The organism is Limosilactobacillus sp., assembly GCF_022482365.1.
Classification (GTDB): Bacteria; Bacillota; Bacilli; order Lactobacillales; family Lactobacillaceae; genus Limosilactobacillus.
In genome coordinates, this window is record NZ_JAKVPE010000001.1 from 776875 (window position 1) to 801455 (window position 24581).

Sequence of the window (24581 nt, forward strand, 5' to 3'; positions counted from 1 at the left end):
CGTAACAAATCAAAATCATCGCAAGCCATAGTGGGATTGCGATGATTTTTGATTTATTCAGTTTCTCGTTGACTCAGCGAGGCCACGCCAAGGATGGCGAACCAAACCAGGGTCAGAATCAATGCCTCCAGGGTTTGGCGCTCCATGCAAAGGACCACCAGAACGAAGGCCAAAAATGCTAGGACCAGGTAGTCGGTCAGCGGTGCCCCCGGCATCTTAAACTGACGCTTTTCGGGGCACTGCTTGATGTAGCGCAGGTGGGCGGCGATGATGGCGGCCCAGATGAAGAGGAAGCTGGTCGTGGCAATGCTGGAAACAAAGGTGAAGACCCCGCTCGGCATCACCATGTTTAAGATGGCGGCCAGGCCGATCACCAGACAGGAAATCACGACCGCTCGTGCCGGAACCGCCCGCTTGGAGAGCTGGCTGATCTTTTGGATGGCTGGTCGGTGAGCATCGGCCGTCAATTCCGCCAGCATCCGCCCGGTCGTGTAGATCGAACTGTTGCAGGCCGAGGCCGCCGCGGTGATAACCACGAAGTTCACGATGCTGGCCGCGCCCCGCAGCCCGGCATCGCGAAAGACGAGGACAAAGGGGCTGTTGTTCGGCGACAGCTGGTTCCAAGGATAGATGCACATGATGACGGCCAACGCACCCAGGTAGAAGAGCAGGATCAGCACCGCAATGTGGTTGATCGCTTTGGGGATGACCTGGCGGGGATTTTCGGCCTCCGCCGCGGTCACGCCGACCATCTCAATGCCGACAAAGGCGAAGACGACCATCTGAAAGGACAAAACAAAACCGTGCAGGCCGGTTGGGAAGAAGCCCCCGTAGCGGATCAGGTTGGCTGGCGAGGCGACATAGCCTCCCTTGGACTTGAACTGGATCAGCATCATGAAGATCCCGACCGCCACCAGGATAATGATTGCCAAGATCTTAATCAGGGCGAACCAAAAGTTGATCTCGCCGAAAACGTCGACGGTGATCAGGTTCAAGCACAAAAAGATCACCAGGGTAATCACCCCGGGAATCCACTGGGGCAGATGGGGCAACCAGATTCGAATGTAAAGGCCGATCGCCGTAATCTCCGCCATCGCCAGGGCCAGCCAGCAAACCCAGTAAGCCCAGCCGGTCACGAAGCTTATCCGGGGACCAAGGTAGTCCCGGATTGCTTCCATGAAGGACCGGTAGTTCAGATCGGAAAGCAATAATTCCCCCAGGGCCCGCATGATGCCAAAACAGACGATCCCCGTAATCAGATACGCCAGCAGAATCGATGGCCCGGCCACCCGGATCCCCTTGCCGGCTCCTAAGAACAGGCCGGTGCCGATCGTACCGCCCAGGGCCATCAGCTCGATGTGGCGACTCTTGAGCCGTCGCTGCATCTGCTGCTTTTCACTCATTCTCAACTCACTCCTATGCAATTTTCGCCGGCACCTGTTCATCACGGCGGCCGTGCGATATCATTGAACCTATATTGTATACCTAATTATTTATGAGGAGTAATCTTTTTGCGATCCTGGATACCATTCACAACTTACTTTCTTTTGACCTTAGTTCTTTTCTGGTACTGGCCGGCCCGTCAACGCTGCCGGACTGCCGGACAACGAGTGACCATTGTCACCTTTTTGATCTACCTGGTGGCAATCTACTGGCTCTGCCTGACTCCCGCCCAGTTTTCCTTTCCGTCGGCACCCAAAATTCTTTTCTACTTTCACGGCGTCCCCTTCAACGCGGTCCCCTTTCAGGGCCTTAGTCCGGAATTCTTTCTCAACATCGTGATGACCTTTCCGCTGGGCGTCTACCTCTTCTTGATCAACCCCCAACGCCGTTTCGAGGGGGCCATCGGCTGGGGACTGCTCTTCAGTCTCTTCATCGAAAGCAACCAGTTCGTCTGTGACTGGCTCTTCAACCTCCAGCGCCTCGCCGACATCGACGACCTAATCACCAACACCCTGGGGGCCATCATTGGGTTCGCTTTAATGATCCTGCTTGACCAAAACGGCGGCCATAAATTCCTCCATTATTTTGTGCTCAAGTAGGCAAAATTTGCTACACTATAACATTGAGGTGAATAAAATGATTTCTAATGAACAACGGGCCCATGACATCGCCATCGCCCTGATGCAGGCCCACGCCAAGGACCTCAAGCCAATCGAGGCTTACCACGAATACGTCAACTACCTGCTGCCGATCCTCAAGGAAATCGACAAGGACTTCCCCCACGGCATCAAGGAACATTTGTAAAAAAGAACGGACCAGTCGTCCGCAAGTGTCTGCTTAAAAGACACATTGCACCGACCGGTCCGTTTTCTATTGTGCTGGTATTCAAACTGCCTTATGATAAGAATTATCAAGTAGTTGGAAGGAGGGGTAAACATGCTTTATGAACAAAAGAAGTTTGATTGGTTTAGTCTGATCGTCGGAATCCTCTTCGTCCTGGCCGGGATCGCATCCCTGATGCACCCGGACAAGACCTTGCATTTCCTGGCAATTCTTGTCGGAATCGCCTTTATCCTGCGGGGAATCTACGAACTCTGGTTCCGGCAATTCGTCAACCGAGTGCTCAATGAGGGCTCCGGCTGGCTGATGTTCACCGCGATCCTGGACATTATTTTGGGGATCATTGTCCTGGTCTACCCGAACTGGGGAGTCCTCTACATCGCCATCCTGTTTGCCATCTGGTTCATCATTGATTCCGTCATGCAGATCAAGGCGGCCGGACTCTTCCGGGAGTTCCACCGGGGCTATTCGACCTGGCTGGTGATCCTCGGGGTCTTAAGTGTCATCTTAGGAATCATCCTGCTCTTCAGCCCGATGATGTCCGCAATGACGATTGTCTGGTTGATCTCCTTGTTGCTGATGGTCTTTGGGATCATGCACATCATTGAGGCGTTCTAAGAACATCTCTGTTAGCAAAAAAAGCAATCCGTTTTTCGCGGATTGCTTTTTCTTATTTGGATTGGTTGGGGATTAGTCAATTTCAATGTGGCTGTCGTTGTCCTCACTTGCGGCCAGCTTTGGCAGGTCGAGTGTCAGAACACCGTTCTCGTAGTGGGCATTAACCTTAGTCCGGTCAACATCCGGCAGACGGTACTGACGACTCATCTGACCATAGCTCCGTTCACTATGCAAGATGTTGCCTTCCTTGTCACTGTCATCGGCGAAGGTGTCACGGTGTCCAGTGACGGACAGGATGTTGTTGGCGTAGTTGATGTGAATGTCCTTCTTGGCGAAACCAGGCATGTCAATCTTGACTTGGTAGCCCTTGTCGGTTTCGGCGACATCAGTCTTCATGTGATCAGATACCGGGGTTAAGCCTGAGAAGAAATCATCGTTCATCCAATCACGCATGTTCATCAGATTATCGAATAGGTTGTTGTTACGACGTTGAATTTCATTAGCCATAATTGATTCTTCCTTTCTGTACCTTGATCTTGATTACACTTACTATCTTAATCCCGGCCGGGGGAAATGCAACAGTTTTTTAGCAGTTAATGTTAAAGAGTGCTAATTTTCGTTTGACTATTATTGACCAAATTAATGAGTACTACTCGCCCAAGGGATTACGACTGCAAAGATTTACATAACCACAGCCCAATTTTTTTGAAAAATTTATTTTCATATGAAAAATCAATCATATAAGGACGCAAAAAATGGTGACCCTCATCCCCGAGGATCACCATTACTGATTAATTAACTGATTTTAGTACCAACCGTGTGATTGCCAGAATGCCTGTGCGGCAGTCCAGGAGCCATAACGGCTAGCAACGTACTGGTCAGCCACCCTTTCTTGGTTGGCAGCGGAGTAATCGCCGCCCAGGTAAGAAGCGGAAAGCTGGTACTTACCGATGTACTGACCGTTGGTAGCGGAGTATGAGCCACCTGATTCGCGGCCAGCAATCCAGGCCTTCGCCGCAGCTTCACTACCGCTAGCGCTAGAAGTGTAGCTCGTGCTCGTTTGACTAGCAGCGGCACTCGTCGTGTTCGTGCTTGCCTGTGTTTCCGTGGCCGTATTCTGGCTGGTTGCACTTGGCAGAGTCTCTGCCTGGCGAGCAGTGGCAACGGCAACTTCACCGTCGTCCTTGATAACCAGCTTTTGACCAACGTAGATGACGTTCTTGTCGGCAATCCCATTGTTGTTCGCCAACGTGTCGACAAAGGTTAAGTCATGACCTAACTTGTAAGAAATCCCAGAAAGGGTGTCCCCTGCCTGAACCGTGTAAATTGAATCGGCATTGGCAGTCGTTGCAGTAGCAACGGTCCCCAGTGCGACGGCACCGGCAATTGCTGCTGTAATCTGGGCGGCTTTCTTCGATAACTTCATAAAAAAATCAATCCATCCTTTTTCTCAATAGTAGATCTGCGACCAGACTTGCTGGCCGCGACAACGGTAACTACTATACTAGATTGTCTTTACGGACGGATTACCGGGAGTTATCATTTTTCGTCATTTCTGTAAACTGCCTGTAATCTTCGGCGGTGCGAACCGCTTAAAATCTTTAGGCCAACCACGGCTTTTGCTTCGTGATCGCCGCCACGATCGTCTTTTGCCGCTGACGGTTTTCCTTCCGGTGCAGCCGCCGGGTCTCGTAGCCCTCGACCATTGCCCGCTGCTCATCGGTCTGCGGAACCACCCGGTCGTACTTAATTCGCTGGTCCGGGTCCTGGATCACGTAGGTCATGAAGCAGGTAAAGCCAACGAAGCGCTCACCGGTCATCAAATGCTCCCCGATCACCTTGACGAAGACCTCCAGCGAACGCCGACCGACACCGGTAACGTAGGCCTCCATGCACATTGAATCCTGAAGCTTGAACGGCCGCAAGAATTGCACATGATCCATGGCCGCCGTGACCACCGTCGTTCGGGTCACCCGCATTGCCGCCACCGAAGCTTCGCCGTCGACCAGCTTGAGAATTTGGCCGCCGAAAACCGTCCCGTGCTCGTTCAGGTCGGCATTAAAGACCCGGTGCAAAGAAACTGATAATGTATCGTCACAATTGATGTCCATAATTTAACCCCTTACATGTTGATTATATTAGTATTTTACCACACTTCAGTTGACCCCTATGGCCGTGAGAATTGCGGAATTTTCATAATCTTTTTTAATTTTATTATCATTTTTCTCTAAAAATAAACTATAATAGGTGCAAGCCTTAATAGATGAAAGGATTGATGGTACAGATGACGGAAAACAGTCAAAAGATTCAAAGCAGGGCACTTTATGCCAACCTTGATCGCGGTGTCGCTACTCTGAATCTGAGTGAAGCTTACTATAATGACATCTATTCACTGGTCAACAGTGAAGAACTCTTAAGCATTGTTAAGCTTTATCTTGGTTCGCGCAATCCAGATTACGATGACGATGCATTCGACAATGCAACGCCAGAAGAATACGTTGAAATTATCAAGAAGATCTTAGTTAACGACGGCAGCGCCTACGATGTTTACGATCCAAAGGAAATCCTGGCCAGCGTCGAAGATCTCTACTCATTCTACCGTTCACTGCTGCGGGTTTCCGTTGTAAACTACAACAACAGCAAGATCGCCGGCAATGAATTCAAGGTCATCGACACCCACTTAAACGAGCTGGTTCGGAAGCTCTACCGGGTCATTGAAGAAAAGCTCCAGGGCTTTAAGAACCGGACCTACCGGGAAGTTAACGCTGCAACCAACGCCTCCATGCTGGTTCAGCCTAACAACTGGCCGATTCCGGAAGGCTACGAAGAGTTACGGGACATTGACTTCATCGACACCGTCATGCTTCGTCCACCAATGATGATGCACACGAAGAGCAACAAGCGTGAAGGAGTCTTCTCAGCAGTTGACGAAAATCCAATCAAGCGTTTCCACGGTCAAAAGGGTCAGTGGTACTGCTACCCAGCCAAGATCGGTGAAAGCCTGGCCTACATCTACTTTAACGTTGACTACCTGGTTAACGGGATCGCTCTTTCCAACCTCTTCGAACTGGCATCCCCAGAAGAAATCGAAGGTCAAAAGCCGGATTTGATCCTGCTCTTCGGTCTCGAAAAGACGGAAGGAATGGTTTCCCACTACTACCTGGACAAGGAAAACGACATCTGGGTCGGTGAAGTGCCATACACTGACAAGACCACTTACTTCGGCTACATGAAGAAGATGTGCCTGACCCTGCACAACCTGCACCAGATCTACAATGGCAAGCTGCCAATCCACGGCTCGATGATGCGGATCCGCTTCACCAACGGGAAGGAAAAGAACGTGGTCTTCTTCGGTGACTCCGGCGCCGGGAAGTCCGAATCAATCGAAGCCCTGCAGGAAATCGCCGATGACAAGATTGTCGAAATGGAAACGATCTTCGACGACATGGGGAGCTTTTCAATTGGTGACGACGGCAAGCTCTACGCCCAGGGGACCGAAACCGGTGCCTTCGTTCGGCTCGACGACCTGAGCAGTGCTGTTGCCTTCAACAACATGGACCGTGGTGTTTACCTCAACCCTGAACGGAAGAACGCCCGGGTGATCATCCCGGCCGACACCTACGAACGGGTAATCACCAAGCATCCAGTTGACATGTGGCTCTACGCCAACAACTACAGCAGCGAGGTTGGTATCCACCAGTTTGAGACCGAAGATGAGGCCAAGGACGTCTTCGTCGCTGGGAAGCGGAAGGCCCTCGGAACGACCGATGAAGTCGGCATGAGTACCACCTTCTTCGCTAACCCATTCGGTCCGGTTCAGGAACAAGAACGGACGAAGCCGATCATCGACAAGGTCTTCAACAAGTTTTTCAAGGACGGCGTCTACGTTGGTGAAATCTACACCCACCTGGGCAACGACAAGTCCAAGGATGCCCTGCACGAATCCGCACAGGAACTGCTGAACCTGCTGATGAACAATTAATTATAAGTGAGTGGGAAACAACCACCAAAGTGGGGCGTATGGCTAGCCTAGGGCGGGAGTTGACGCTGAAGGCGTCAGCTTTCGTCCGTAGCTAGACACTAGCCCCACGGTTGTTTTCCACGTTATCTTTTCATTATATTAAAAGAAAAAGGGACTGCAGAGAATTTCTTCATTCTTTGCAGTCCCTTTCAATTACTTCTTATCCCAATGTTCCTGCTTGAATTGCTCCCGGCCGCCAGCCTCCTCGGCAGCAAAACGCTCCGGGTGCTTCCGGTAGAACTGCTGGTGGTAGTCCTCAGCCAAATAGAAAGGCTGCGCATCCTGGATCTTGGTAACGATCGGCTCGTCAAAGAGGCCGCTTTCTGCCAGCCGTTTCTTCGAGGCTGTAGCAATTCGTCGCTGCTCCTCGTTCCTGACAAAGATCACCGGCCGATAGTTGTCGCCTCGATCCTGGAACTGCCCCATCGCGTCCGTCGGGTCGGTCTGATGCCAGTAAATCGTCACCAGATCGTCATAGGAAACCACCGCCGGATCAAAGGTGATTCGGACCGCCTCGGTGTGCCCAGTCGTCCCGGACTTTACCTGCTCGTAAGATGGGTTAGCAACGTGGCCACCGGTGTAGCCCGACTCGACCTTCTCGATTCCCGGATAGGTATCGAAGGGTTGCACCATGCACCAAAAGCAGCCACCCGCAAAAATTGCCGTTTCTAAACTCATTTGAATCATCCTTTCTGCTCCGCATTAAAAAACGTCCCGAAAAGCAGTTCATTCTGCTCTTCGGGACGTCGCTTCAACGTGTTACCACCCGTGTTCAACCGGACCTCACAGCCCAATTCTCAATGGGTACTAAGATACCCAGACCTGATATCGAGGTCACCCCGCGCGATTGCTTATCGTTCGACTCACCACCGCGATCCGCTCCAAGACCATCTTCACCATCATCAACCGGACGGGCTCACACCTCCCCCCGCTCTCTGGGCCAATCAATTAATGGTTACTCATCTTTTCTCAGCGTTTTATAATTTAATTGCCATTATAATATAACAAAGAAACAAAGAGGTCAATCATTTCCTAGCTAAAATTTACCCACCGGGGTTAAAATTAAGATAATACTTCTGAAAGGGCGGTGGTTCCAATGCAGCTTCATTCCAAGAAGCGCCTCTTATTCGACATGGCTCTGGTTCTGGTCCTTGGCCTGATCCTGGCTAAGGTCTACTGGCCGGAATTGGTTTTGCTCTTCAACCCGTCAAGTGCCCACCAGGCGGAGCTGATCACCCTGGTCCACCGTCACGAATTGGTGGATGTCTTCCTCTTAATGCTAGTGATCGCCGTCCTCTGCAGCGTGCCCGGCGCGCCCAATTCGGTGGTCTGCATCTTCACCGGTGCCTGCTTCGGTCCCCTCGCCGGCTTCCTGATCAACTGGTGCGGCAACATCATCGGCAACGGCTTCGTCCTGACCCTAGTTCATCGCAGCGGCGTTACTGATAATCTGCGACAAAAGCCCGCCTTTTCCTACCTGACTCGGCAGCGTTACCCACTGCTCGGGCTAACAATGGGTTTCATCGTCCCCTTCATCCCCAACCTGGTGGTTAATTGCGTCGCGACGGGCCTGGAGGTTTCCCGGCGCGGCTACCTCTTGGCGGTTAGCCTCGGCACCTTGCCGATCGCCTTTATCTACGCCTACAGCGGTAACGCAATTTTTACCCTGGACCTGAAAAAAATCATCATTATTGTTGGAATGTTTATCCTTCTCTGCGCCTTCTACGTCGCAGTTCGACTGCTCCACCAGAAAGAAAGAATCAAAAAAGGATGATGGCGTTTGTGTCATCATCCTTTTAGTATGTTTATTTGAGGTTAGATTTTAGTACCAACCATGTGATTGCCAGAATGCCTGTGCGGCAGTCCAGGAACCGTAACGGCTAGCAACGTATTGGTCAGCAACCTTTTCCTGGTTAGCAGCGGAGTAGTCACCGTTCAGGTAGGAAGCGGAAAGTTGGTACTTACCGATGTACTGACCGTTAGTAGCGGTGTAGGAACCACCAGATTCACGAGCGGCAATCCAGGCCTTAGCAGCGGCATCGTTGCCACTAACGCTGGAAGTGTAGCTAGTGGAGCTCGTGTTGGTTGCAGCAGCTTGGCTGTAACGAGCAGTAGCGTAAGCAGTCTGAGTGGTGTTGGCAGTAGCAGCAGCACTAGTAGACTGTTGACTTTGGCTAGCAGCTTGACTAGTAGCTGCAGCGCTGGTTGCTTGGCTAGTGGTGTTTTGACTAGCACTAGCAGTGTTTTCAGGAGTTGCGCTCGGCAGAGTTGCAACTTCTTGAGCGGTTGCCGGAGCAACTTCGCCGTCATCCTTGATTACCAGCTTCTGGCCAACGTAGATCAGGTCCTTGTTGGCGATGTTGTTGTTGGAAGCCAGGGTATCAACGAAGCTCAGGTCATGACCAAGCTTGTAGGAGATTCCTGATAAAGTATCACCACTTTGCACCGTGTAAATTGAGTCGGCGTTTGCAGTGGTAGCAGTTGCGATGGTTCCCAGCGCAACGGCACCAGCAACAGCGGCAGTAATTTTAGCGATGTGTTTAGATAACTTCATAAAGATTCAATCCCATCCTTTTTAATTCTATAGTTTCTAAATTAAAATTTATTATCTTGTTCAAATTGTTGACCGCTCATATCAATCAACGGTTTATACTATACACCGCGTAAATTACAGGCGGATTACTCCCGAATATCAATTTCCCGGCTAACCGTAACAATTTGTAATAAAAAGACACGAAGATTTTTACAAACAGGCGTTCTAATGGGCTTTCATCGTTTTCATTTTCAATTAGCAAACTGTAACATAGACCGCTAAAAAAGTGGCAATTTAACCTTGAACTGGTCAAATTGCCACTTTTTTTCATAGAATTTGGCATGTTTGTAACGTTCCCGTAACACGATTTTGGGAACTAAAACTTATTCTTTAGCCAACTTGCCGCCGGTAGCCGGTCGGCCAACCGTTCCTCCGGTGCCAAGCGCACCTGAGAATCATCGAGCTGCAATGGTTCACCGGAGCCGGTCCGCAGCTCGTGAAGGATCAGGTTGTCGCCTTCTGCCTGCCCCCAGAGCGTAAACTGCCCCCGGGTTCCCTGACCATACCCGTCCAGCACTGGCCGGATCTCCTGCTGACTGCCGTACGGGACCTGGATGGCCGCTTGGGCATCCCAGGCAGCGTGCGCACCATCAAGGAAGCTGTAGAGGCTGGTCGTCACGCTGGTTGCACTCGCCTGGCCGTACTCAACCCGCAATCGACTGCCCTGGGCCTGATAAGCGTGCAGCACCTGAAGGGCCCGCGGGCAGTCAAAACGATTGAACTGCCGATAGTGCACCCGGGCCCCGGTTCCCATCAGGATCTCCACGGCGGCAAAGGCCGGCTGACTGCATTCGATCCTGGCCGTCTCCTCGATGGTCACCTGGGCCCCCGCCCCAACGATAATCAACGTATGCGGGTTCTGCAGACTGAGGACGGGGGCAAGCTTTATTGGCCCTTCAACTGTCGTCTCATCCGGCACATAGATGAATTGGCCGCCGTCAATCCGACTGAGGTGGGCAGCATTCAGTTGCCCTTCCTGCCAGGAGAGGGCCTTCTCGGCCAGGTTTTCCTGGAGCATTTGTGAATAGTTATTGACAGCCTGAGCCAGGGGCTGGGCAACATAATCCCCGTCGTGGGTCAGCCAGCCCCTAGCTTGGCCGGGGATAACCGGCTCCCGCCACGCTTTCAGCCACTCGTCCTGCTGATCTTGCTTGGGGAAGCGTTCCTGAAGCATCCCCGCCAGCTGGCGCTTTTTTTGCAGCCAACCCGGTTCGTTCTGCCATACGGCACTTGTTAATTCTGCCATCATGACGCCTCCGTTTAGTGCACCAGCTTGTCCCAAATGACCACCTTGCCGGCCGCCAGCGACTTCGGGACGTCGATGATCCGCTGGTTGGAGCTCCCCCGAAACTGCAGGGTCAGGTCCTTCTTGGCCAGTTCGAAGCGCCCGTCGACCAGGATGTCGAGGTTGTGAAGCAGCTCAACCTTGTCCGGGGAATCCTTTAAGATTTCCTCCCAGGTGTAGCCGGACCAGCTCCAAACGTCCTTGGTGTGGCCAAGTTCCTTGCGCAGCCGGTGAACCAGCTTCAGGCAGACCTGGGTGTTTAGGAAGGGCTCCCCGCCCAATAGGGTCAGCCCCTGGACGTAGCTTTGGGAAAGGTCTTCCATAATCTGGTCCTCCAGCTCCTGGGTGTAGGGCTGACCATAGTGGAAGTTTTGGGCGGCCTTGTTGTAGCAACCAGGGCAGTTAAAGAGGCAGCCGCTGACGTAAATGCTGCAGCGCACCCCTTCCCCATCGACGAAGTTAAAGGGCTTGTAGTCCGCAACGTACTGGGCGGAACGGTCGGCCGCCAGCCATTCCTTGGGTTCTGGGTAACGAATCTTAGTTTTTGGGTCTGTGTATGCCATAATCTTTTTTCCTCTCTTATATAAAAAGGGAGATCAGCTCGATGATCTCCCTTAAATGCCTCCGGTGGGGGTCAAATCCGCACCGGTTTCTAGCTTTAGCTAAATCTGGTCACCAGTGATGTCGGCGTGAGCCTTGGTGTCCATCTGACGGTTCTTTTCAAATTCGGCAGCGTTAGCGATCATTCCGGGGTTCATGTGCTTAACCCGGTGAATGATTTCCTCGTGCCGACCGTGAACCATTGGCCGTTGCTGTGGGTTCCCCAGGTAGCCACAAGTCCGCTTAACGACGTCACAGGTTGCCGGGTCGGAGTTGCCACACTGTGGGCACTTAAAGCCGGTTGCCGTTGGTTCGAATTCACCCTTGAAACCACACTTGAAGCACTGGTCAATTGCCGTGTTGGTTCCGAGGTAGCCAACGTGATCGTATGCCCAGTCCCAGACGGCTTCCAGGGCCTTTGGGTTCTGCCGCAGGTTCGGGTATTCGCAGTAGTGGATGAAGCCACCAGCAGCCTGGTATGGGAAGTCCTCTTCGAATTCAAGCTTCTCAAACGGGGTTGGGTGCTTCCGAACATCGTAGTGGAAACTGTTAGTGTAGTATTCCTTGTCGGTGACGTCTTCAATCCGCCCGAACTTCTTGATGTCATCCTGGCAGAAGGTATCAGTCAGCGATTCGGCAGGCGTGGAGTAGAGACTAAAGTGGTAGCCTTCCTCGTCTTCCCACTTGGCACAAAGGTCGTGCATGGCCTTGGTGATGGAAACGGCAAAGTCGTGCGCTTCCTTGTTGTGTTCCCAATTTGGACCGTAGAAGGTCGTGCAGACTTCGTAGAGTCCAATGTAGCCCAAGGAAATCGTGGCCCGGCTGTTCTTGAAGACCTCATCAACGCTGTCGGTCTTCTTCAGCCGCTTACCAAAGGCACCATACATGTAAAGCAGCGGTGCGTTTTCTGGCTTGGCCTGCTTGGTCCGTTCGATCCGGTAGTCCAGAGCGATCTTACAAATCCGCATCTTTTCCTTGAAGATCTGCCAGAAGAGCTGCTTGTCACCATTGGCTTCCAGGGCAATCCGTGGCAGGTTGACGGTAACGACCCCGAGGTTCAGCCGGCCGGAGTTGACCTCCTTACCGGTCTCAGGATCCGTCCAGCCCTGCAGGAAGGACCGACAGCCCATTGGCGTCTTGAAGCTCCCGGTGATCTCCTTGATCTTGTCGTACATTAAGAGGTCAGGATACATCCGCTTGGTGGAGCACTCCAATGCCAGCTGCTTGATGTCGTAGTTCGGGTCACCAGGATCGAGGTTTAACCCCCGTTTCAGGGTAAAGATCAGCTTTGGGAAGATGGCCGTCCGGTGTTCCTTCCCCAGGCCCTTGATCCGGATCTGCAGGATGGCCTTTTGAATTTCACGGGCAATCCAACTGGTCCCGAGGCCGAAGTTAATGGTCGTAAACGGCGTCTGACCCTGGCTGGAATAAAGAGTGTTGATCTCGTATTCCAGAGCCTGCATCGCGTCATAAATATCCTTCTTGGTCTTGGCACGGGCAAATTCTTCCCGCTTGTCGGGCGCAATCCACTTCTCAGCGTCCTTCATGTGCTTCTCGTAGTTGATCTTGGCATATGGTTCCAGCAACTGGTCAATCCGGTTGGCAGAGCAGCCACCGTACTGGAGAGAAGCCACGTTAGCAATGATCTGTGACATCTGGGCGGTGGCCGTTTGAATCGACCGCGGTGAGGAAACCCAGGCGTTCCCAATCTTGAAGCCGTGCTTGAACATCTCGTCGAAGTCAATCAGGCAGCAGTTGGTTTCTGGAGTCACCGGTGAGTAGTCCAGGTCGTGCCAGTGAATGTCACCACGCAGGTGCGCCTTTGCAACAATTTCGGGCAGCATCCGCAGGCCCAGTGCCCGACTTACCATCCCGGCTTCCAGATCCCGCTGTGTGTTGAAGACGTGGCTGTCCTTATTGGCATTTTCGTGAACCACCCGGGAGTTGCGGTCAAACAATTGCTCCAACTTGTGCTGCGGGTTGGTTGCCTCGGCAAAGGCTTCCTCGTCGCGCTTCCGGTAGTCCTTGTACAGCTTAACCATTTCGGGATGGCCAGCCGCCTGCAGTCCAGAAACGAAGAGGTCCGCAATCGTGGTGGTGTCCACGTTCGCCTTCTTAATCAAGTTTTCAAACAGAGTCGTTGCCACAATCTGCTTGGTCTGGTCGTCAGCATGCAAGGCACCTAAGACCAGCGCGATCTTGTAAGCGTAAAAGTCGGTAACCGTGCCGTCACGCTTAACAACTTTTAAGTCGGTCAGATTGTTTAGATCTTTTTCATCGATTATTTGTACCTTCATGTGAAAATCCCCTCTCGTGTTAACGATTTTTATCATAGCACAAAATACTATCTATAGAAGACTTGACATTTAAAAACACTATATATTGTGGTTTACTACGTTAAATATTCCCCCAGTGCATTCCTGTTTTGCCACGGCCAATTCATTGAACGATAAGACCCGCCAAAGCCGCGATTATTGTTGCCATCCGGCAGACGTTTGATCAATTTTCAATCATTGTTTTCTCGAATTGGCTTATCAATGGATAGGAATTATTTTTCTGAATTTAATATGATCAAATTTACATATGAGATTTGAAGGACCTATTTATTGCCGTTCTTCTCTAGATAATTTACTGGCGAAAGCTGCCTTAAAGTGCATTACCAAGGCATTTCTTTATCATTCAAAGCATTTTCGTCCATAAACGTTCAGAAATGAAGTCAAGGTGTCTTCCTTAACAGTCCGGACACCGCTGATGATTGAATAGTCCAACCAATCGTTTTTCAGCATCCAGTTAATTTCCGAACAATCATATCATCCTATAAAATGGTTTCTACCTATTAAACTCCCTCTGAAGCGAATTAAACTGGAGAGTTCTCAGGCAGAAATTTCAAACAGTTTCTATGATATCATGATTTGCCCAATAGTAAATGCCCAAATTATGACAGAGCAGTTCACTACATATTGAAAAGGGTTCCGTAAAGGGGCTGCGTACACATTATTCCCGAGTGGTCTAAGGTAATAAGTTGAGCACATCCTAACCGACCTGTTTAGCCCAGCAGTCCGCGATGACCGTACCTACGGATCCCGGCCGTATTCCGCAGCTAACTGTTCTTCGCCGGCCGGAGCCGTTTTCAAAAACAACAAAATAAAAAGAACCGCAAATCTTGTGTTTCAAGGTTTGCGGTTCTTTTAATATTTAGCTGACTACTTTGTACAATTGTACTTGAATGCCTCCGGTGGGGGTCGAACCCACACTCCCTCAACGGGAACTGGATTTTGAGTCCAGCGCGTCTGCCAATTCCGCCACAGAGGCATCAGCTAACTAAAAGGTGGTAATCGGATTTGAACCGATGATGAAGGTTTTGCAGACCTCTGCCTTACCACTTGGCTATACCACCAAATAGTTACGATTAAGTATTATTACCTAATCAAAAGGGCGGTAAGTGGGATTCGAACCCACGCGTGCCGGACCCACAAACCGGTGTGTTAACCAAACTTCACCATTACCGCCAAAATATTCAGTTAACAGGGATAGTAGGAATCGAACCCACAATGACGGTTTTGGAGACCGTAGTTATACCGTTTAACTATATCCCTATAAAAATGGAGGAGAGTGGATTCGAACCACCGAACCCGAAGGAATGGATTTACGGTCCATCGCGTTTAGCCAGACTTCGCTACTCCTCCATAAATGGCGCGGGACGGAATCGAACCGCCGACACACGGAGCTTCAATCCGTTGCTCTACCAACTGAGCTACCGAGCCATCGTATGTTTGATTGATGCAACATAAGAGTTGCAATGGAGGATACAGGGCTCGAACCTGTGACCCTCTGCTTGTAAGGCAGACGCTCTCCCAACTGAGCTAATCCTCCAAAAGTGACCCGTGCGGGATTTGAACCCACGATACCAGCGTGAAAGGCTGGTGTCTTAACCACTTGACTAACGGGTCATTAACGGAGAGTAAGGGATTCGAACCCTTGATACAGGCTTTAACCCGTATACAGCATTTCCAATGCTGCTCCTTCGGCCAACTCGGACAACTCTCCAATATCCAAGCTTTTATCAAAGCTTGCTTTTGCGTGGCAACGTCCTATCCTCGCAGGGAGCGATCCCCCAACTACTTTCGGCGTGTTGAAGCTTAACTGCTGTGTTCGGCATGGGAACAGGTGTATCCTTCAAGCCATCATCACCACACTACCCTCTCGGGTGAGAGCTTATGCTCTCAAAACTAAACAATATCCATTTCTTCAATAAACCTAACCGCTCTTCTTGGTTAAGTCCTCGACCGATTAGTAATGGTCCGCTCCATGCATCACTGCACTTCCACTTCCATCCTATCTACCACATCATCTTTGTGGGGTCTTACTTCCCCGAAGGGAATGGGAAATCTCATCTCGAGGCGAGTTTCACACTTAGATGCTTTCAGCGTTTATCTCGTCCATACATAGCTACCCAGCGATGCTCCTGGCGGAACAACTGGTACACCAGCGGTATGTCCATCCCGGTCCTCTCGTACTAAGGACAGGTCCTCTCAAATTTCCTACGCCCGCGACGGATAGGGACCGAACTGTCTCACGACGTTCTGAACCCAGCTCGCGTACCGCTTTAATGGGCGAACAGCCCAACCCTTGGGACCGACTACAGCCCCAGGATGCGATGAGCCGACATCGAGGTGCCAAACCTCCCCGTCGATGTGGACTCTTGGGGGAGATAAGCCTGTTATCCCCAGGGTAGCTTTTATCCGTTGAGCGATGGCCCTTCCATGCGGAACCACCGGATCACTAAGCCCGACTTTCGTCCCTGCTCGACCTGTCTGTCTCGCAGTCAAGCTCGCTTGTGCCTTTACACTCTGCGAATGATTTCCAACCATTCTGAGCGAACCTTTGGGCGCCTCCGTTACCTTTTGGGAGGCGACCGCCCCAGTCAAACTGCCCACCTGACACTGTCTCCCAGCACGTTCAGTGCTGCGGGTTAGAGTGGTCATAATGCAAAGGTAGTATCCCACCAACGCCTCCAGCGAAACTAGCGTTCCGCTTTCTACGGCTCCTACCTATCCTGTACAAGCAGTACAAACACTCAATATCAAGCTACAGTAAAGCTCCATGGGGTCTTTCCGTCCTGTCGCGGGTACCCTGCATCTTCACAGGGATTTCAATTTCACCGAGTCTCTCGTTGAGACAGTGCCCAGATCGTTACGCCTTTCGTGCGGGTCGGAACTTACCCGACAAGGAATTTCGCTACCTTAGGACCGTTATAGTTACGGCCGCCGTTTACTGGGGCTTCAATTCAGAGCTTCGCCGAAGCTAACCCTTCCTTTTAACCTTCCAGCACCGGGCAGGCGTCAGCCCCTATACTTCATCTTACGATTTTGCAGAAACCTGTGTTTTTGATAAACAGTCGCCTGGGCCTATTCACTGCGGCTGGCCTTGCGGCCAGCACCCCTTCTTCCGAAGTTACGGGGTCATTTTGCCGAGTTCCTTAACGAGAGTTCTCTCGCTCACCTTAGGATTCTCTCCTCGACTACCTGTGTCGGTTTGCGGTACGGGCAGTTAACTACTTGCTAGAAGCTTTTCTCGGCAGTGTGACATCAGCGACTTCGTTACTAAAAGTTCACTCCTCATCACAGCTTGTCAACCCGAAGTTAAGCATTTGACTCAACTCCTGACTTACTGCTTGACCGCACTCTTCCAATCGTGCGGATCGCTTAGCCTCCTGCGTCCCTCCATTGCTCAAACGCAGTTAACTGGTACAGGAATCTCAACCTGTTATCCATCGCTTACGCCTTTCGGCCTCGGCTTAGGTCCCGACTTACCCTGGGAGGACGAGCCTTCCCCAGGAAACCTTAGTCATTCGGTGGACAGGATTCTCACCTGTCTTTCGCTACTCATACCGGCATTCTCACTTCTAAGCGCTCCACCAGTCCTCACGGTCTGACTTCGCCGCCCTTAGAACGCTCTCCTACCACGTGCACGTAGTGCACATCCACAGTTTCGGTAATATGCTTAGCCCCGGTACATTTTCGGCGCAGGATCACTCGACTAGTGAGCTATTACGCACTCTTTAAATGATGGCTGCTTCTGAGCCAACATCCTAGTTGTCTATGCAACTCCACATCCTTTTCCACTTAGCATATATTTAGGGACCTTAACTGGTGATCTGGGCTGTTCCCCTTTCGACGGTGGATCTTATCACTCATCGTCTGACTCCTGAGGATAAATCAATGGCATTCGGAGTTTATCTGAAGTTGGTAACCCATGACGGGCCCCTTGTCCAAACAGTAGCTCTACCTCCACGATTCTTACCTCAAGGCTCCCCCTAAAGAGATTTCGGAGAGAACCAGCTATCTCCAAGTTCGTTTGGAATTTCACCGCTACCCACACCTCATCCCAGCCATTTTCAACTGACACGGGTTCGGTCCTCCAGTGCGCTTTACCGCACCTTCAACCTGGACATGGGTAGGTCACCTGGTTTCGGGTCTATAACTACATACTTCATACGCCCATTTAAGACTCGCTTTCGCTGCGGCTCCGGTTTTTCCACCTTAACCTTGCATGCAATCATAACTCGCCGGTTCATTCTGCAAGAGGCACGCCGTCACCCATTAACGGGCTCCGACAGCTTGTAGGCACATGGTTTCAGGAACTATTTCACTCCCCTTCCGGGGTGCTTTTCACCTTTCCCTCACGGTACTGGTTCACTATCGGTCACTAGGTAGTATTTAGCCTTGCGAGATGGTCCTCGCAGCTTCCGACGGGGTTTCACGTGTCCCGCCGTACTCAGGATCCTGAACTGAGGGTGTGACGTTTCGCCTACTGGGCTCTCACCATCTCTGGCACAGCTTCCCAACTGTTTCGACTACGTCGCACTTTGGTAACTCAAATGTTCAGTCCTACAACCCCAGTGAGCAAGCTCACTGGTTTGGGCTCTTCCCCTTTCGCTCGCCGCTACTCAGGGAATCGAATTTTCTTTCTCTTCCTGCAGCTACTGAGATGTTTCAGTTCACTGCGTTTACCGCTTGCCAGCTATAGATTCACTGGTCAAGCAAGCACCGACTAAGGTGCTTGGGTTTCCCCATTCGGAAATCTCCGGATCAAAGTGTACTTACCACTCCCCGAAGCATATCGGTGTTTGTCCCGTCCTTCATCGGCTCCTAGTACCAAGGCATTCACCATGCGCCCTTCATAACTTAACCTTGATGATCACTTCGTGATCACCTTGATTAATTGAGTTAGCGATTATTTCGTTAATAAAACTCAAATAACGCGGTGTTCTCGGTTTATTGTTTTAAGTTAATAAATAAGAAAATAGATATTATTTAGTTTTCAAAGTACAAGCTCGTGCCAACCTCGCGATTGGCAATGGAGAATAACGGAATCGAACCGATGACCTCCTGCTTGCAAAGCAGGTGCTCTCCCAGCTGAGCTAATTCCCCATAATGGGCCTAAATGGACTTGAACCATCGACCTCACGCTTATCAGGCGTGCGCTCTAAACCAGCTGAGCTATAGGCCCAAATAAGCGTCTCAGTAAGTTCTGAAGGTAAACCCCTCAAAACTAAACAAAGTTTCAACTAATGTGTAGGTTCCGTTTTATTCCTTAGAAAGGAGGTGATCCAGCCGCAGGTTCTCCTACGGCTACCTTGTTACGACTTCACCCCAGTCATCTATCCCGCCTTAGGCGGCTCCCTCCAAAATGGTTAGGCCACCGACTTTGGGCGTTACAAACTTCCATGGTGTGACGGGCGGTGTGTACAAGGCCCGGGAACGTATTCACCGCGGCATGCTGATCCGCGATTACTAGCGATTCCGACTTCGTGTAGGCGAGTTGCAGCCTACAGTCCGAACTGAGATCGGCTTTAAGAGATTAGCTTGCCCTCGCGGGTTAGCGACTCGTTGTACCGACCATTGTAGCACGTGTGTAGCCCAGGTCATAAGGGGCATGATGATCTGACGTCGTCCCCACCTTCCTCCGGTTTGTCACCGGCAGTCTCACTAGAGTGCCCAACTGAATGCTGGCAACTAGTAACAAGGGTTGCGCTCGTTGCGGGACTTAACCCAACATCTCACGACACGAGCTGACGACGACCATGCACCACCTGTCATTGCGTCCCCGAAGGGAACGCCTAATCTCTTAGGTTAGCGCAAGATGTCAAGACCTGGTAAGGTTCTTCGCGTAGCTTCGAATTAAACCACATGCTCCACCGCTTGTGCGGGCCCCCGTCAATTCCTTTGAGTTTCAACCTTGCGGTCGTACTCCCCAGGCGGAGTGCTTAATGCGTTAGCTGCGGCACTGAAGGGCGGAAACCCTCCAACACCTAGCACTCATCGTTTACGGCATGGACTACCAGGGTATCTAATCCTGTTCGCTACCCATGCTTTCGAGCCTCAGCGTCAGTTGCAGACCAGACAGCCGCCTTCGCCACTGGTGTTCTTCCATATATCTACGCATTCCACCGCTACACATGGAGTTCCACTGTCCTCTTCTGCACTCAAGTCGCTCAGTTTCCGATGCACTTCTTCGGTTAAGCCGAAGGCTTTCACATCAGACTTAAGCAACCGCCTGCGCTCGCTTTACGCCCAATAAATCCGGATAACGCTTGCCACCTACGTATTACCGCGGCTGCTGGCACGTAGTTAGCCGTGACTTTCTGGTTGAATACCGTCACTGCGTGAACAGTTACTCTCACGCACGTTCTTCTTCAACAACAGAGCTTTACGAGCCGAAACCCTTCTTCACTCACGCGGTGTCGCTCCATCAGGCTTGCGCCCATTGTGGAAGATTCCCTACTGCTGCCTCCCGTAGGAGTATGGACCGTGTCTCAGTTCCATTGTGGCCGATCAGTCTCTCAACTCGGCTATGCATCATTGCCTTGGTAGGCCGTTACCCTACCAACAAGCTAATGCACCGCGGGCCCATCCTGAAGTGATAGCCGAAACCATCTTTGAAACGAAAACCATGTGGTTTTCGTTGTTATGCGGTATTAGCACCTGTTTCCAAATGTTATCCCCCGCTTCAGGGCAGGTTGCCCACGTGTTACTCACCCGTCCGCCGCTCACTGGTAATCCATCGTCACTTCAGTGCAAGCACGTCAGATCAGTTGGGCCAGTGCGCTCGACTTGCATGTATTAGGCACACCGCCGGCGTTCATCCTGAGCCAGGATCAAACTCTCATATAAAATATAAGAATTTGAGATAGCTCTCAAATTAAAAGTTATTAAGCGAATTGACTTCGCAAATGTTTTGCTTCAAATCACCGAAGTGATTGAAGACCCTACACATTTGATTCGTCGAAACTTTGTTCAGTTTTCAAAGGTCTACCGTTTGTTAGCACAAAACTAACAAATAAATTTTATCATCTCATCAGCGGCTTGTCAAGAACAAATTTCAATTCCTTTTTGCTGCCGGTTTTAACAAACTCACGAGACAACTTTATTATAATAACAAATCACCTGAGATCTGTCAACCGCTATTTTGAAGAAGCAATCAACTGCATCCCCGCAACAGCATGTATTAATATACCAACCATTTCGATTCCCGTCAACACTTTTTTGCAACATCTAAAAAGTATTTTCAAAATCATACAAACAGTTAAAAACCTCAACCGCCACCAGATCAATATTGTCAAAACGGAATCGTTCCCGCGGACGAAAACGGACGAAGATATACTCGCCGCGATCCTGAACGTAGGTCACTTCACAGACCGGAATACCAAAAACCTCAAAGGTCCGGCGCTGGCGGTTCCCAGTATGGTCAAACTGCATCGCGGTCAGGCGCCGAATAATGTGGACCAGCTGTGAATCAGCCATTTCAACCCCTCCTTTTCTTCAAAGACACCATTCTAGATTACTATTGTCTTAATTTTCTGTAAACAAAAAAGTCATGCTGAAGTGCATGACAATCTTATTTTCATTCATGAACCTTATCCGGCTTAACCACCAGGGCAACCATTCCCGCGATCATCCCGAAGTAGTAGGTGATCAACCGCCAAAGGATCATCGCCAGGACCAGTTTTGTATTCGAATGGACAAAACTGGCAAAGAGAACGGAAAAACTATATTCCGCCCCACCGGCACCACCTGGGATCGGGAACAGTGAGATGATCATAAAGATCAGAACGTGAAGGCTAACCACCATCACAACGTTTAAATGATGAACCCCCAGGGCCAAGAGAATAAAGTACGGGATCAGGTAGTAAAACAGCAGCTGAAAGAGCGTCACCACGCAGACCTTCCCCATCATCTTGTACTGTTTTTTCATCTTCAAACTTTCCTGGTAGAAGGAGTCCACCATCTCGTTCAAGCGCGCCTTCATCTTTTCGTAGCGCTCGGGCTTCACGAAAATGGCGACTGGGCGAATTAGGATGTTCATAGCCTTCTTGGTGAAATTGTACCAGTACATCACGAGCAGTAGGCCAACGATCACGCTCAAGTGAATCAAGAACCCAAGAATCACCAGCAACGAGAGCGCATGCAGCCGTGCGGCGATAAAGTGAAAACCAATCAGCAGACTGACCAAGAAGTTGATGACGATCATGGCCTGGAAAACCACAAACTTCATTAAGAGGACTGAGCTCGCCCGGCCCCCATCAACTCCCGACTGGAGCATTGCCACCAGCTGTGCCGGCTGACCACCGGTTGAAAAGGGCGTGATGCCGTTAAAGAGCTGTTCGATTGGCGGCAGGCGCAGAGCATCCTTCCAGGAAAAGTCGCGGTGCCGCTCGTTCATAAAGATCTTGACAACAACCCCTTCCAGACCGAGGTAAAGGCAGATGCACAGGACCGCTACCAGCATCCAGCCCCAGTTCAGGGTGTTGATCTGATTCATCAACAAATGGAGATTCACGGTCCGCAACGAGTAGGCAATGATGCCGACGCCGACCAACAGCATCGCAATTAATACTAACCAGTTTCGCCTATTCACGAGCTTGTCCCTCCCGTGCTTGCTGACGATAGAAATCATACCAAACCTTGGCCAGGTGTTCCTTAGAGTAACGCTGGGCTGCCAAGTGCGCCTGGTGCCGCCAATGATCTAACCGGGCCGGGTCGTTACGCAAGAAGGTCAGTTTCATCTGCATCTCAGTAACGTCGCTGGCCGGCTCGTAGTCCCCCGCAATGATGGAATGGTACAGGTCGAGGTCCCGCAGCATCACCGGAGTTCCACAGCTAAAGGCCTCCAGCACTGACATCGGGAACAGCTCGTTGTATGACGGCAGGAGGAAAAGATCCGCCGCATTGTTGAGCTCAGCGATTTCGTCCCTAGAGACAATCCCAGTGAAGCGCAGGTTCTTCGGCGGATCGTCCACCACCTGCTTTAATTCGTGGTAACCGTCCGTCAGCCGGCCAAACGAAAAGCCCCCGGCCCAGACAAACTGCACGTCTTCATTCTGCTTTGCTAGGCGGATGAAGTCGGGAACCCCCTTTCGCTCCTGGATCTGCCCGCTGCCGAGCACGATGAAACGATTCTGGGGCAGGCCGAACTTATCCCGCAACTGAGCCTTTTTGGCCGCCGTCACCGGATGGAACCGATCGCTGTCGACAAAGTTGGGGATGTAGGTAACCCGTTCTTTGGGGATCCCGTAGTCCGCTAGCTTCGGAATAAAGGAAGGGTTCACCACTACCAGGTGATCCATCCGCTTGTAGAAGGCAATCACGTAACGATAAAAAATCCCCCGAAACGGCTGGGGAATCTTTAAGCTGCCCTCAAGCGTTTCCGGCAGAAAATGGACGTAGCCAATCTTGCGGCCCCGCTTTTTTGAAAAAGTCGACAGGTAAAAAGACGGGTCGATGGTGTGATAGTGGCTAATGTCACTGGTCCGGTAACGGTTGATGGCAATGTCGAATTCGTCTTGAAAATTATTCTGCATTAAATCAATCAGTTCACGATAGGCACTGCCGACTCCCTGGCCAGCTACCTTGTCTGCAGATGAATACATGGTAATTTTAAGCATGATTAATCCCTCCGCCGAAAGAGACGGTGCTTGGGCTCAGCCTCCTGGCGCTGGGCCATGGCAATCTGACAGTCATCATAGAAGCGTAACACCTTTTGGGCAAACACCTCCGCCGAAATGGCATGCAGTTTCGCCTGACGCTTAGCATGGGACTCCGGGCTCTCCCGGTGATCCAGGTAGTGAATCACGCCCCGGACCAGGTCCTCCTGCTTCTGGAAGCTGACCCCGATGGCCGGATCATCAATCAGTTCGTCCGTGTACTCGCTGCGCATCACCACAATCGGCAGGTCGGACGCCAGCGCTTCATCATAGGTCAGTCCCTGCGATTCCGAGTCAGAAGCCGAAACGAAAACGTCCGCCATCTGATAGTAGTGACAAACATCGTCGTTATCGATTTGCCCGGTAAACTGAACGTGATCCGCCAGCTGCAACTGACGCACCTGGCGCTCCAGGGTTTCACGGGCGGGCCCATCCCCCACAATCAGCAGCTGAGCTTTGGGTTTTTCGGCGATGATGTCCGGCATGGCCGCAATCAAGGCGTGAATATTCTTTTCATATGCCAGGCGGCTCAGTGACAAGAGAACCGGCGTGTCGGCCTGGTAGCCAAACTTTTCCCGCAGCTTCAGGCGCTGGGTGGCCGAGTCCTGCTGCTGGTAGACGCGCAGGTTAATCCCGGTGGGAATCACCCGGATCGGCGTGGTGACCTGGTAGCTCTCCAGGGTGTCCAGGACCCGTTCGCTGGGGGCAATCACCCCGTCGATGCTCTTCATATAGAGGTGGACGAAGGTGGCGACGTTGTGCGGCTTGACGATGTGACCGTTGGCGATATAGTGCAAATAGTCCTGGTACATCGTGTGGTAGGTGTGCAGACATGGAATATCCAGCTCGCGCGCCACCAGCTTCCCCATCATCCCCAGGGCAAACTCGGTCTGATTGTGAACAATGTCCAACTTAAACTTCTTGGCGAGCTTCACCGCCCGAAAGGCACCCCGGATGGCAATCCGGCGTTCCGTAAAGGAAACAAAGGGGATGCTTGGAAACCGGTAGATCCCTGCCTCCACGTCGTCATGCTTGGCTTGTGGATCCGTCGTGGTAAAAATGTAGACATGGTGCCCCTGGGCAATCAGTTCGTCACGAAGGGTTTTGATTGAGGTGGCGACCCCACTAACCTGCGGGAAATATGTATCTGTAAAAAGACCGATATTCAAACTGATTGCTCCTTACTATCACGTAT

18 protein-coding genes, 11 tRNA genes and 3 rRNA genes are annotated in these 24581 nt (G+C 51.2%); 5 read left to right on the top strand and 27 right to left on the bottom strand.

Annotated features, from left to right (window positions below; translation table 11 throughout):
- Positions 1 to 53: 53 nt before the first annotated feature.
- Complete coding sequence (locus LKE23_RS03780) at positions 54 to 1403, bottom strand: amino acid permease (protein WP_291978150.1); 1350 nt, start codon at positions 1401 to 1403, stop codon at positions 54 to 56.
- A gap of 108 nt (positions 1404 to 1511) precedes the next feature.
- On the opposite strand from LKE23_RS03780, the gene LKE23_RS03785 reads away from it, so the two are divergent.
- The 3 genes from LKE23_RS03785 to LKE23_RS03795 all read left to right on the top strand — a co-directional run bounded on the left by LKE23_RS03785 (position 1512) and on the right by LKE23_RS03795 (position 2901).
- Positions 1512 to 2042: a VanZ family protein gene (locus LKE23_RS03785; RefSeq protein WP_291978151.1), complete on the top strand. Its 531-nt coding sequence runs from the start codon at positions 1512 to 1514 to the stop codon at positions 2040 to 2042.
- A gap of 37 nt (positions 2043 to 2079) precedes the next feature.
- Positions 2080 to 2247, top strand: coding sequence for a hypothetical protein (locus tag LKE23_RS03790; RefSeq protein WP_267202039.1), 168 nt, complete (start codon positions 2080 to 2082; stop codon positions 2245 to 2247).
- A 132-nt stretch (positions 2248 to 2379) separates the two neighbouring features.
- Entirely contained in the window at positions 2380 to 2901 is a 522-nt protein-coding gene (locus tag LKE23_RS03795) for an HdeD family acid-resistance protein (protein ID WP_267202040.1), read from the top strand.
- A 72-nt stretch (positions 2902 to 2973) separates the two neighbouring features.
- On the opposite strand, the gene LKE23_RS03800 is transcribed toward LKE23_RS03795, so the two are convergent.
- The 3 genes from LKE23_RS03800 to LKE23_RS03810 form a co-directional block, all read right to left on the bottom strand.
- Positions 2974 to 3408, bottom strand: a complete 435-nt coding sequence (locus tag LKE23_RS03800; RefSeq protein ID WP_291978152.1) for an Hsp20/alpha crystallin family protein — start codon at positions 3406 to 3408, stop codon at positions 2974 to 2976.
- Positions 3409 to 3706: 298 nt separating this feature from the next.
- Positions 3707 to 4327: a LysM peptidoglycan-binding domain-containing protein gene (locus LKE23_RS03805; RefSeq protein WP_291978153.1), complete on the bottom strand. Its 621-nt coding sequence runs from the start codon at positions 4325 to 4327 to the stop codon at positions 3707 to 3709.
- Positions 4328 to 4502: 175 nt separating this feature from the next.
- Positions 4503 to 5012 carry an acyl-CoA thioesterase gene (locus tag LKE23_RS03810; RefSeq protein WP_434737609.1) on the bottom strand — a complete coding sequence of 170 codons (510 nt, stop codon included), beginning with the start codon at positions 5010 to 5012 and terminating at the stop codon, positions 4503 to 4505.
- Positions 5013 to 5185: 173 nt separating this feature from the next.
- Here LKE23_RS03810 and LKE23_RS03815 point away from each other — a divergent pair, with 173 nt between their 5' ends.
- Positions 5186 to 6883 carry a phosphoenolpyruvate carboxykinase gene (locus tag LKE23_RS03815; RefSeq protein WP_291978154.1) on the top strand — a complete coding sequence of 566 codons (1698 nt, stop codon included), beginning with the start codon at positions 5186 to 5188 and terminating at the stop codon, positions 6881 to 6883.
- Between the two features lie 192 nt (positions 6884 to 7075).
- Here LKE23_RS03815 and msrA read toward each other — a convergent pair whose 3' ends face one another.
- Positions 7076 to 7600, bottom strand: a complete 525-nt coding sequence (gene msrA, locus LKE23_RS03820; RefSeq protein WP_291978155.1) for a peptide-methionine (S)-S-oxide reductase MsrA — start codon at positions 7598 to 7600, stop codon at positions 7076 to 7078.
- 418 nt (positions 7601 to 8018) lie between these two features.
- Here msrA and LKE23_RS03825 point away from each other — a divergent pair, with 418 nt between their 5' ends.
- Positions 8019 to 8696 (top strand): TVP38/TMEM64 family protein, encoded by a 678-nt coding sequence (locus tag LKE23_RS03825; protein WP_291978156.1) that lies wholly within the window; start codon positions 8019 to 8021, stop codon positions 8694 to 8696.
- 48 nt (positions 8697 to 8744) lie between these two features.
- On the opposite strand, the gene LKE23_RS03830 is transcribed toward LKE23_RS03825, so the two are convergent.
- The 22 genes from LKE23_RS03830 to LKE23_RS03935 all read right to left on the bottom strand — a co-directional run bounded on the left by LKE23_RS03830 (position 8745) and on the right by LKE23_RS03935 (position 24555).
- Positions 8745 to 9476, bottom strand: a complete 732-nt coding sequence (locus tag LKE23_RS03830; RefSeq protein ID WP_291978157.1) for a LysM peptidoglycan-binding domain-containing protein — start codon at positions 9474 to 9476, stop codon at positions 8745 to 8747.
- Positions 9477 to 9831: 355 nt separating this feature from the next.
- Positions 9832 to 10761, bottom strand: a complete 930-nt coding sequence (locus LKE23_RS03835; protein ID WP_291978158.1) for a SufD family Fe-S cluster assembly protein — start codon at positions 10759 to 10761, stop codon at positions 9832 to 9834.
- 14 nt (positions 10762 to 10775) lie between these two features.
- Positions 10776 to 11363: an anaerobic ribonucleoside-triphosphate reductase activating protein gene (gene nrdG, locus LKE23_RS03840; RefSeq protein WP_291978159.1), complete on the bottom strand. Its 588-nt coding sequence runs from the start codon at positions 11361 to 11363 to the stop codon at positions 10776 to 10778.
- A 99-nt stretch (positions 11364 to 11462) separates the two neighbouring features.
- The gene (gene nrdD, locus LKE23_RS03845; protein ID WP_291978160.1) at positions 11463 to 13697 is read right to left on the bottom strand and encodes an anaerobic ribonucleoside-triphosphate reductase; all 2235 of its coding nucleotides are present in this window, start codon (positions 13695 to 13697) and stop codon (positions 11463 to 11465) included.
- Between the two features lie 930 nt (positions 13698 to 14627).
- Positions 14628 to 14712 (bottom strand) — tRNA-Leu (locus tag LKE23_RS03850).
- 14 nt (positions 14713 to 14726) lie between these two features.
- Positions 14727 to 14797: transfer RNA gene (locus LKE23_RS03855), tRNA-Cys, on the bottom strand.
- 37 nt (positions 14798 to 14834) lie between these two features.
- Positions 14835 to 14909, bottom strand: a tRNA-His gene (locus LKE23_RS03860).
- A gap of 16 nt (positions 14910 to 14925) precedes the next feature.
- A tRNA-Trp gene (locus tag LKE23_RS03865) sits at positions 14926 to 14996 on the bottom strand.
- Between the two features lie 7 nt (positions 14997 to 15003).
- Positions 15004 to 15086, bottom strand: a tRNA-Tyr gene (locus tag LKE23_RS03870).
- Between the two features lie 5 nt (positions 15087 to 15091).
- Positions 15092 to 15164: transfer RNA gene (locus LKE23_RS03875), tRNA-Phe, on the bottom strand.
- Positions 15165 to 15200: 36 nt separating this feature from the next.
- Positions 15201 to 15273 (bottom strand) — tRNA-Val (locus LKE23_RS03880).
- 5 nt (positions 15274 to 15278) lie between these two features.
- A tRNA-Glu gene (locus tag LKE23_RS03885) sits at positions 15279 to 15350 on the bottom strand.
- A 5-nt stretch (positions 15351 to 15355) separates the two neighbouring features.
- Positions 15356 to 15447, bottom strand: a tRNA-Ser gene (locus tag LKE23_RS03890).
- Between the two features lie 31 nt (positions 15448 to 15478).
- Positions 15479 to 15595: ribosomal RNA gene (gene rrf, locus LKE23_RS03895) — 5S ribosomal RNA — on the bottom strand.
- A gap of 75 nt (positions 15596 to 15670) precedes the next feature.
- Positions 15671 to 18593: ribosomal RNA gene (locus LKE23_RS03900) — 23S ribosomal RNA — on the bottom strand.
- A 167-nt stretch (positions 18594 to 18760) separates the two neighbouring features.
- Positions 18761 to 18833 (bottom strand) — tRNA-Ala (locus tag LKE23_RS03905).
- Between the two features lie 4 nt (positions 18834 to 18837).
- Positions 18838 to 18912: transfer RNA gene (locus LKE23_RS03910), tRNA-Ile, on the bottom strand.
- Between the two features lie 88 nt (positions 18913 to 19000).
- Positions 19001 to 20576: ribosomal RNA gene (locus LKE23_RS03915) — 16S ribosomal RNA — on the bottom strand.
- The 16S, 23S and 5S rRNA genes sit together here with 11 tRNA genes alongside, the layout of an rRNA operon.
- A 381-nt stretch (positions 20577 to 20957) precedes the next feature.
- Positions 20958 to 21206 (bottom strand): DUF1797 family protein, encoded by a 249-nt coding sequence (locus LKE23_RS03920; RefSeq protein ID WP_291978161.1) that lies wholly within the window; start codon positions 21204 to 21206, stop codon positions 20958 to 20960.
- A gap of 100 nt (positions 21207 to 21306) precedes the next feature.
- The gene (locus tag LKE23_RS03925; RefSeq protein ID WP_291978162.1) at positions 21307 to 22320 is read right to left on the bottom strand and encodes a lysylphosphatidylglycerol synthase transmembrane domain-containing protein; all 1014 of its coding nucleotides are present in this window, start codon (positions 22318 to 22320) and stop codon (positions 21307 to 21309) included.
- Positions 22313 to 23347, bottom strand: a complete 1035-nt coding sequence (locus tag LKE23_RS03930) for a glycosyltransferase family 4 protein (protein WP_291978163.1) — start codon at positions 23345 to 23347, stop codon at positions 22313 to 22315. The genes LKE23_RS03925 and LKE23_RS03930 overlap by 8 nt, the downstream gene beginning before the upstream one ends.
- Before the next feature lie 2 nt (positions 23348 to 23349).
- Positions 23350 to 24555 (bottom strand): glycosyltransferase family 4 protein, encoded by a 1206-nt coding sequence (locus LKE23_RS03935; protein WP_291978164.1) that lies wholly within the window; start codon positions 24553 to 24555, stop codon positions 23350 to 23352.
- Positions 24556 to 24581 lie beyond the last annotated feature (26 nt).